Genomic DNA, 6,497 nt, shown 5'->3' with positions numbered 1-6,497 from the left:
CCCCACCCCCCCCCCCCCCCCCCCCCGGGGGGCGGGGGGGGGGGGTTTTTTTTAAACCCCCCGGGGGGGGGGGGGGGGGCCCCGGGCCGGGGCCGGTCGGGCGCGGTCAGGTCAGCAGGCGCAGCAGATGGGTGCAGGCCGCTGCCTCGTCGTCGTACGCGGCGATGACCTCATGCACCCCGCGTTCGTACGCGCCGACCTCCCAGCGGGCCCCGGTCCCGGCACCGGCCCGCAGGAAGAGGTGGTCGACGGGGGTGGGTGCCGGCTCGTGCACGCCCTCGATCCAGTAGTGGCCATCGGCCACCCCGGCAGCCCGCAGGGCCTGGTGCAGGGCGCGGCGGTCCATCGACTGCTACCACTTCACCGGGGCCAGGTAGCCGTGGTCGAGCAGCCACTTGACGTTCAGCCGCTGACCCTGGCCCGGGTCGAGGAGGGTCGGGTCGAGCTTGATCTGCTGGCCGCCGCCGGGCTGCTCGAACCAGGGCGCGATCTTGCCCTGCCAGACCGTGAACCGCTTGGTGACCCGGTACACGTGGTAGTCGCAGGGGAAGGCGGCGTCGCGGGTGTTGAGGTTCTGCGGCGGCAGCGCCCGCTTGGCGTACCGGTCGCCGGCGGGGGCGAGGTAGCCGCCGTACTCGGAGCCGAACCGGTCGAGCCACTGGCCGGGCCGCAGTTGGCTGCGCCGCTTGTCGAGCTTCCCGTTCACCTCGGCGAAGCCGTCGTTGGGCGGGTACTTCCAGCTTCCCTTGTCGGCCGGGCCCTCCCAGTACTTCTTCAGGAACGCGTCCGGGGAGAGCTTGCCGGTGCGCTGGTAGCCGAGCACCAGCGGGCCCACCGGCAACTGCCACAGCTTCGGCAACTGCTCGGGGCCGAGCCTGGCGTCTCCCTGGTAGGCACCCGTGCACGGCTGCGCCTTGGCGCTGGCCCCCGCCCGCGCGACCGAAGCGGCCTTCGCGGCCTGCTCCGGTGCCGGCTGTGCCGCGCTGGCCGCCGGCATCGCCACCACGATGACGGCGGTGCTCAGTGCGCTGGCGATGGCGCCTCTGCGGTTCATCCAGACCTCCCAGTCTGCCGTGACCCTGACACAACGTCAGGCTCACCCGCATCGTAAAGGATCAGTTGCGCAGCGCGACGGGCGCGGTCGGTCCGGGGTGTCCACGCCGCGCGCGCCGCATCGGCGAACAAGGGTGGAACGGGGCGCGGACCCCAGCGGGCCGGTGGAAGTCAGGGGCGTCGTGAGGGGTGCGCACTGCGCTGAACGGGTGATACACGTGATCGGCGCCGCCCGGCGCAGCCCCGCCGGGCGGTGGAGTGCCGACCCTCCCCACGGTTCCGAAGGAGTCCTCCCGATGCTCAACAGACGCCTGCGAACGTTGTCAGTGCTGCTGACCTCGTTGCTCGCGCTCGCCGGTCTCGTCGCAGCTCCCGGATACGCCGCCGGGCGGTCCGGGGCGCCCGGGGAAGGGGCCCGGCTCGCCGCGGCGCCGAGCTTCCGCGCCCCGTTCCCCTGTGGCCAGAAGTGGACCTACAGCCACCACTCGGCCGAGGTGCGGCGGGCGCTCGACTTCGTGCGCGCGGACGGTGGTTCGACCGCCGGCACGCCCGTACTGGCCTCCGCGGCCGGCACGGCCACCCGGATGTCACAGCCGAGCGGCGCGGGCAACTACATCGTCATCGACCACGGCGGTGGCTGGAAGACGTACTACTTCCACCTCGCCTCCTACTCCGTGCCCAGCGGCGCCCAGGTCGGCCAGGGCCAGCAGATCGGCGTCACCGGCAGCACGGGCAACTCCTCGGGCGCCCACATCCACTACGAGCAGTTGCTGAACGGCGTGGGCCAGAACATCGCCGTCAACGGCTCCGGTCTCCCCTACCCGTCGCAGTACCACCAGTCGTACCTGACCAGCGACAACGGCTGCGGCGGTGGCGGCGGCAACTTCCGCACCTGGGGCACCGACATCCGGGTGCGGGCCGATGCGTACCTCAACTCGCCGGTGGTGAACGTGCTCGCCGGCCCGACCGACGTCACCGTCGTCTGCCAGAAGCAGGGCAGCACCGTGAGCGCCGAGGGTTACACCAACAACTGGTGGAGCAAGCTGCGCGACCAGGGTGGCTTCATCTCCAACATCTACATCAGCCACCCGGCGTCCCAACTGCCCGGCGTGCCGATCTGCTAGCGGCTCGCCGCACCCCGGTGCGCCCGCCGGCGGCCGTCGCCGTCCGCGGCCACTCGACCGACTCGCCCTGGCCCGCCGCGGGAGGGCTTCCGCGGCGGGCCCGTGCTCTGCCGGGCCGGCGCCGGCCGTACGGATTGGGTAGCAGGGCCGTACGGTACGGGGCCGGCGCGGTCCGCTCGTGGGGCGGGTCAGCCCCGCACGGGCAGTCGCAACGCGCGGGCGCCGAGCGCGTCGGTGTCGCTGTGCGGGCCGCCGAGCCGGTGGGCCAGCGCCCAGCGCCCGTCCGGCGTCGCCCCGGCGAACACGGAGGCGTCGCGGGTGGCGCCGTTGTGCCAGACCACGTCGCCCGAACGCCGCCAGGCGGGGGCGGGTTCGCCGAACGCGCGGTCCACCAGCAACCGGGTGAGCAGGCGCGCCGCCGCCCGCGGGGTGGCCCACAGGCCGCCGGCCGGCAGGATCGCGCCGTCCATGGTCCACGGCTTGCGCGGGCGCCCGAACCACCCCGTGGCGCACAGCCTGCGGTCCTGCGGTGGGTGTGCCGTCATCGCATCGATGCCGAGCGGGTCGAGCACGTGCTCGCGCACCAACCGCTCGTAGGGTTGGCCGGCTGCGGCCACCAGGGCGGCGCCGAGCACGGCGTAACCGAAGTTGGAGTACTCCTCCCGGCGTCCGGGCTCCCCCGCGTCCCAGGTCTGCGGCCGGCCCACCAGGGCGCGCAGCGCCGTCTCGTCGAAGCCGGCGTAGGGGTCACGACCGCTCAGGCCCGGTGGCAGCCTGGGCAACCCAGAGGTGTGCGCGGCCAGGTGCGCCAGGGTGACTCCGGTCCCCGCCGGCGCCGGCAGCCAGCGCTCCACCGGGTCCTGCGGGTCGAGCGTCTTCGCCTCGGCGAGCCGCAGCAGGGCGGTGCTGGTCACCACCTTGGTCAGGGAGCCGATCTCGACGAAGCGGTCCGGGTCGTGCCCCCGACTCACCCGGGCCGGTCGGCCGTCGGAGAGCAGACAGGTCGGTAGGGGACGCACGGTGCTGGGGCTCCTTCCGCGGGCGGCCTGGTCCAGGGCTCCGCGGAGCACCGCGGGAACCGCACACCCGGCATGCCGGCAGGGCCGCGTACGGTGCCGACGGGCCACCCGGGCGGGCCCCTGAACAGGACCACAGTACGGGCCCACCCACCGGGCCAGCACACGCCCCCGGCCACACCGCGCCAGCCACCCGCACCCCTCCACCCCACAACGCCGGCTGCTCACTTCTGGGGTGGGCAACTCGTAGCGAAATCAGGGCAGTTCACGAGGCACTCGGGTGGGGCCCGGTCAGCGGTGGGCCCGGTCAGCGGTGGGCCCGGCTGGGGTGCCTGGCTGGGGCTGGTTGAAGCAGGTTCAGGTGGGTTGCGGCGGGTCGCCGCGATGGGGTTGCTCGGGATGGGTTGCGGCGGGTCGGCGCGGATTGACTGCTTGAAGTGGGTTGCTGCGGGTCGGCACAGGTTGGCTGCTTGAAGTGGGTCGGTGCGGGTCGGCTGCTCGGGGTGGGGGTGCGTACGCACTTTTTTGTAGGTACTTGATCGCCCTCCGCTCAGGCACAAGCATCGACGGCAGGCAACGATGCCGACGAGCTGACTGACCGGAAGGGCCGCGCCCATGCACGTCGAGGAGGAGAGGGGAGCGGGGTGGTGGCGGGTCCACGACTCGGCCGCGGCCCCGGAGGAGGACGCGTCGCTGGTGCTGCACCGCGACGACTGCCAGGACGCGGCGCCGGTCACCGACCTGGTCACCACCGAGGCCGCCCGCGCCCTCCTGGCCACCCCGGGCACCAGGCCCTGCCCCGTCTGCAACCCACAACACACCCTGTGCCACGGCGCGTTGACGGTCGTCGGAGCCGGCTGGCTTCCGTAGCGCAGGGTTCGGGCAGCGCCTGCGAATCGGCTGGTGGACGGCGGCCGATGGGCAGCGGTGGCAGGTGGCGACCGGCGGATGGTGGGTGGCGGATGGTGGGTGGCGGACAGCGGCCGGCGGGTGCCGCGCCGGCCGCTGCCGCGTATCCGTCCGCCCCTCACACGGAACGAGCCGGCCCCCTACGCGCCCGGCCGCCCCCGCGCGCGACTCCGCCGCCCTCCACTGGAACGCGCTCGGCTAGCGCGTGCCCAACCGGGATGCGCCCAGCCGGAATGTCCCCAGACAGCGCGCACCCACAGACAGCACGCACCCAGCCGGGACGCGCTCAGCCAGGACGCACTCAGACGGGGCGCCCCAGCAGCTCCGCCACCCGGGTCAGTTCGTCGCCGCCGTGGCCGAGGCCGATGGCGCGGCGGCCCAGGCCCTCCGCCGCACGGATGACGCTCGCGTCGATGCCGTGCGCCTCGGACGTGTGGACGATGTGGGCCATCGTCGAGACCGCCGAGGTCAGCGGGTTGACCGTGGCCGCGTAGGTGCCGTTGTCCACCTCCACCGCGGCATCCGCGAAGGCCGGCGGCAGGATCTGCCCGATGCCCTGGGCGAACGGCAGGAGTTCCTGGGCACTGATGCCCTCGGCCCGGGCGACGGCCAGGGCGTGCATGTAGCCGGTCATCGCGGTCCACCAGATGTCGAGCAGGGCGATGTCGTACGCGGCTGCTCGGCCGACGTCCTCGCCGAGGTGGGTGTGGGTGCCGCCCAGCGCGTCGAGGACGGGCTTGTGCGCCTCGTACAGGTCCTGCTGGCCGCTGTAGATGAACACGCCGTGCGGCGTTCCGATGGTGGTGGTCGGCGTCATGATCGCGCCGTCGAAGTAGCTCACCCCGTGCTCCGCGGCCCACCCCGCGGCCTCCCTGGCCCGGCTCGGGACGTCGGCCGACAGGTTGACCAGGGTGCGGCCCTTGAGCGCGGCGGTGACCTCGGGGCGGTGCAGGACGGAGTCCGCCGCCTCGTAGTCGACGACGCAGACGACCGTCAGTTCGCTCGCGGCGACCGCCTCAGCGGCGGACCCCGCGCTGACCGCGCCGCGTGCGACCAGTTCCCCGTCCCGGCCCGGCGTACGGTTCCAGACCGTGGTGGCCACCCCGGCGGCCAGGAAGGCGCCGGCCAACGCCCGCCCCATCGGGCCCAGGCCGATCACGGTGACGGTGGTCTTGGGGGTGGTGTGGGTGTGTGCGGACATGCTTGGGCTCCCGTGCAGAATGAAATGATCGATCTCGATGGAAAAGAGAAAGGTGATGGCGATGGCGCGGATGCGGGCGCAGGACCCGGATGTGTGCGGAGTGACCGCGGCGATAGCGGTGATCGACGGCAAGTGGAAGACCGCATTGCTCTGGGCACTCGAATCCGGCCCGCGTCGACCGGGTGAATTGCGTCGGGCGCTGCCGGGACTGACCGAGAAGGTACTGACCCAGGCGCTCCGCGAAATGGAAGTCGACGGCCTCGTACACCGCGAGGTGCACGACGTCCGCCCGCTCAAGACGGTGTACTCCCTGACGGATTTCGGTAGGGACCTCTCCAAGGCCCTCGCCCCGGTCTCCGACTGGGGCCACCGCCGTCTTGACATGCTTGCCGCGCAGCAACCCGAGGGTGCTCACGCGGTTTCTTCTGCCACCTAATAGTGCATTGCGCCTGCCCGTCTCGATCCGGATCGCTCGGCCCCGTGGCCTCGCCCCTTCAGCCTCTCCCGCCGGTCGCCCGTAGCCAAGTACCCACAAAAAAGTGGCTACTCTCCCCCGGGCCGCCCTGACTCACCCCAGTCCGCGCCCGAATTCCAAGTCAGTTCGGGGCAAGGGGAGTTGGAGGCTCACCGCGCTGTAGCCGACGCCCGTCGCCGGGCCGTCACCCACCACGGCGGACAGCAACCAGACCCGACCGTCCCCGGTGTCTTCACCGGGCGCCGCCGCATGGAGTTCGGCCGTGCCGTCGCCGCTCACGTCGCGCAGGACGACACGGGCGCCGAAGGCGTCCTTGGCCTCGTTGCTGCCGGGCACGCCGGGGGTGCCCTGGTTCCAGCCGCGGGCCCGGGCCGCGCCGAGCCCGGTGGGCGTGCCGTACAGGAGCGTGAGGCTGCCGACCGCCGGCGTCGTCCCGATCGCCTCGCCCGGTGCGCCGACGGCGAGGTCCGCGTACCCGTCGGCGTCGGCATCGGCCGCCGAGAGCGCCTGCCCGAAGGCATCGTCGCGTTCGGATTCCGCGGCGCCGCTGCCGGGGACGCCGGGCGTCTCCTGGCTGAGGTCCACGGGTGGCCGGTCGCCGGCCAGCCCGCGCGGCCCGCCGTACAGCACCCGAACCGTGCCGCCGACCCCGGTCACGCCCCGGGTCTGCGGCTCCCCGTCGGGGTCGTCCGGGCCGACGCACACCGCACCCCCGCGCG

General features: G+C 73.2%; 7 protein-coding genes and 1 pseudogene. 3 read left to right on the top strand and 5 right to left on the bottom strand.

Translation table 11 applies throughout. The annotated features are described in order from the left end of the window. Nucleotides 1–106: 106 nt before the first annotated feature. Nucleotides 107–346, bottom strand: coding sequence for a hypothetical protein (locus AAHZ94_RS26330; RefSeq protein ID WP_349995795.1), 240 nt, complete (start codon nucleotides 344–346; stop codon nucleotides 107–109). A 6-nt stretch (nucleotides 347–352) separates the two neighbouring features. Beyond that, the gene (locus AAHZ94_RS26325; RefSeq protein ID WP_349995794.1) at nucleotides 353–1,054 is read right to left on the bottom strand and encodes a TNT domain-containing protein; all 702 of its coding nucleotides are present in this window, start codon (nucleotides 1,052–1,054) and stop codon (nucleotides 353–355) included. A 295-nt stretch (nucleotides 1,055–1,349) separates the two neighbouring features. On the opposite strand from AAHZ94_RS26325, the gene AAHZ94_RS26320 reads away from it, so the two are divergent. Beyond that, nucleotides 1,350–2,177 carry a M23 family metallopeptidase gene (locus tag AAHZ94_RS26320; protein WP_349995793.1) on the top strand — a complete coding sequence of 276 codons (828 nt, stop codon included), beginning with the start codon at nucleotides 1,350–1,352 and terminating at the stop codon, nucleotides 2,175–2,177. A 188-nt stretch (nucleotides 2,178–2,365) separates the two neighbouring features. Here the strand turns inward: AAHZ94_RS26320 and AAHZ94_RS26315 are convergent, their stop codons facing one another. Next, nucleotides 2,366–3,196, bottom strand: coding sequence for a serine hydrolase domain-containing protein (locus tag AAHZ94_RS26315; RefSeq protein WP_349995791.1), 831 nt, complete (start codon nucleotides 3,194–3,196; stop codon nucleotides 2,366–2,368). A 612-nt stretch (nucleotides 3,197–3,808) separates the two neighbouring features. Between AAHZ94_RS26315 and AAHZ94_RS26310 the strand changes: the two genes are divergently transcribed. Next, complete coding sequence (locus AAHZ94_RS26310; RefSeq protein WP_349995789.1) at nucleotides 3,809–4,063, top strand: DUF6233 domain-containing protein; 255 nt, start codon at nucleotides 3,809–3,811, stop codon at nucleotides 4,061–4,063. 340 nt (nucleotides 4,064–4,403) lie between these two features. On the opposite strand, the gene AAHZ94_RS26305 is transcribed toward AAHZ94_RS26310, so the two are convergent. Continuing rightward, nucleotides 4,404–5,303 (bottom strand): NAD(P)-dependent oxidoreductase, encoded by a 900-nt coding sequence (locus AAHZ94_RS26305; RefSeq protein WP_349995788.1) that lies wholly within the window; start codon nucleotides 5,301–5,303, stop codon nucleotides 4,404–4,406. 61 nt (nucleotides 5,304–5,364) lie between these two features. Here AAHZ94_RS26305 and AAHZ94_RS26300 point away from each other — a divergent pair, with 61 nt between their 5' ends. Further along, on the top strand, nucleotides 5,365–5,739 hold the full coding sequence (locus AAHZ94_RS26300) for a winged helix-turn-helix transcriptional regulator (RefSeq protein WP_349995797.1): 375 nt from the start codon (nucleotides 5,365–5,367) through the stop codon (nucleotides 5,737–5,739). Between the two features lie 132 nt (nucleotides 5,740–5,871). Here the strand turns inward: AAHZ94_RS26300 and AAHZ94_RS26295 are convergent. Further along, nucleotides 5,872–6,497, bottom strand: a pseudogene (locus AAHZ94_RS26295) (FG-GAP repeat protein); the annotation flags it as partial.

It is taken from the genome of Streptomyces sp. HSW2009 (assembly GCF_040240285.1).
Lineage (GTDB): Bacteria > Actinomycetota > Actinomycetes > Streptomycetales > Streptomycetaceae > Streptomyces.
This window is presented reverse-complemented; position numbering and strand designations above follow the sequence as displayed.

Coding starts and splice junctions, on each gene's coding strand:
- AAHZ94_RS26330 (WP_349995795.1), bottom strand. CDS start 346: ATGGACCGCCGCGCCCTGCACCAGGCCCTGCGGGCTGCCGGGGTGGCC.
- AAHZ94_RS26325 (WP_349995794.1), bottom strand. CDS start 1,054: ATGAACCGCAGAGGCGCCATCGCCAGCGCACTGAGCACCGCCGTCATC.
- AAHZ94_RS26320 (WP_349995793.1), top strand. CDS start 1,350: ATGCTCAACAGACGCCTGCGAACGTTGTCAGTGCTGCTGACCTCGTTG.
- AAHZ94_RS26310 (WP_349995789.1), top strand. CDS start 3,809: ATGCACGTCGAGGAGGAGAGGGGAGCGGGGTGGTGGCGGGTCCACGAC.
- AAHZ94_RS26305 (WP_349995788.1), bottom strand. CDS start 5,303: ATGTCCGCACACACCCACACCACCCCCAAGACCACCGTCACCGTGATC.
- AAHZ94_RS26300 (WP_349995797.1), top strand. CDS start 5,365: ATGGCGCGGATGCGGGCGCAGGACCCGGATGTGTGCGGAGTGACCGCG.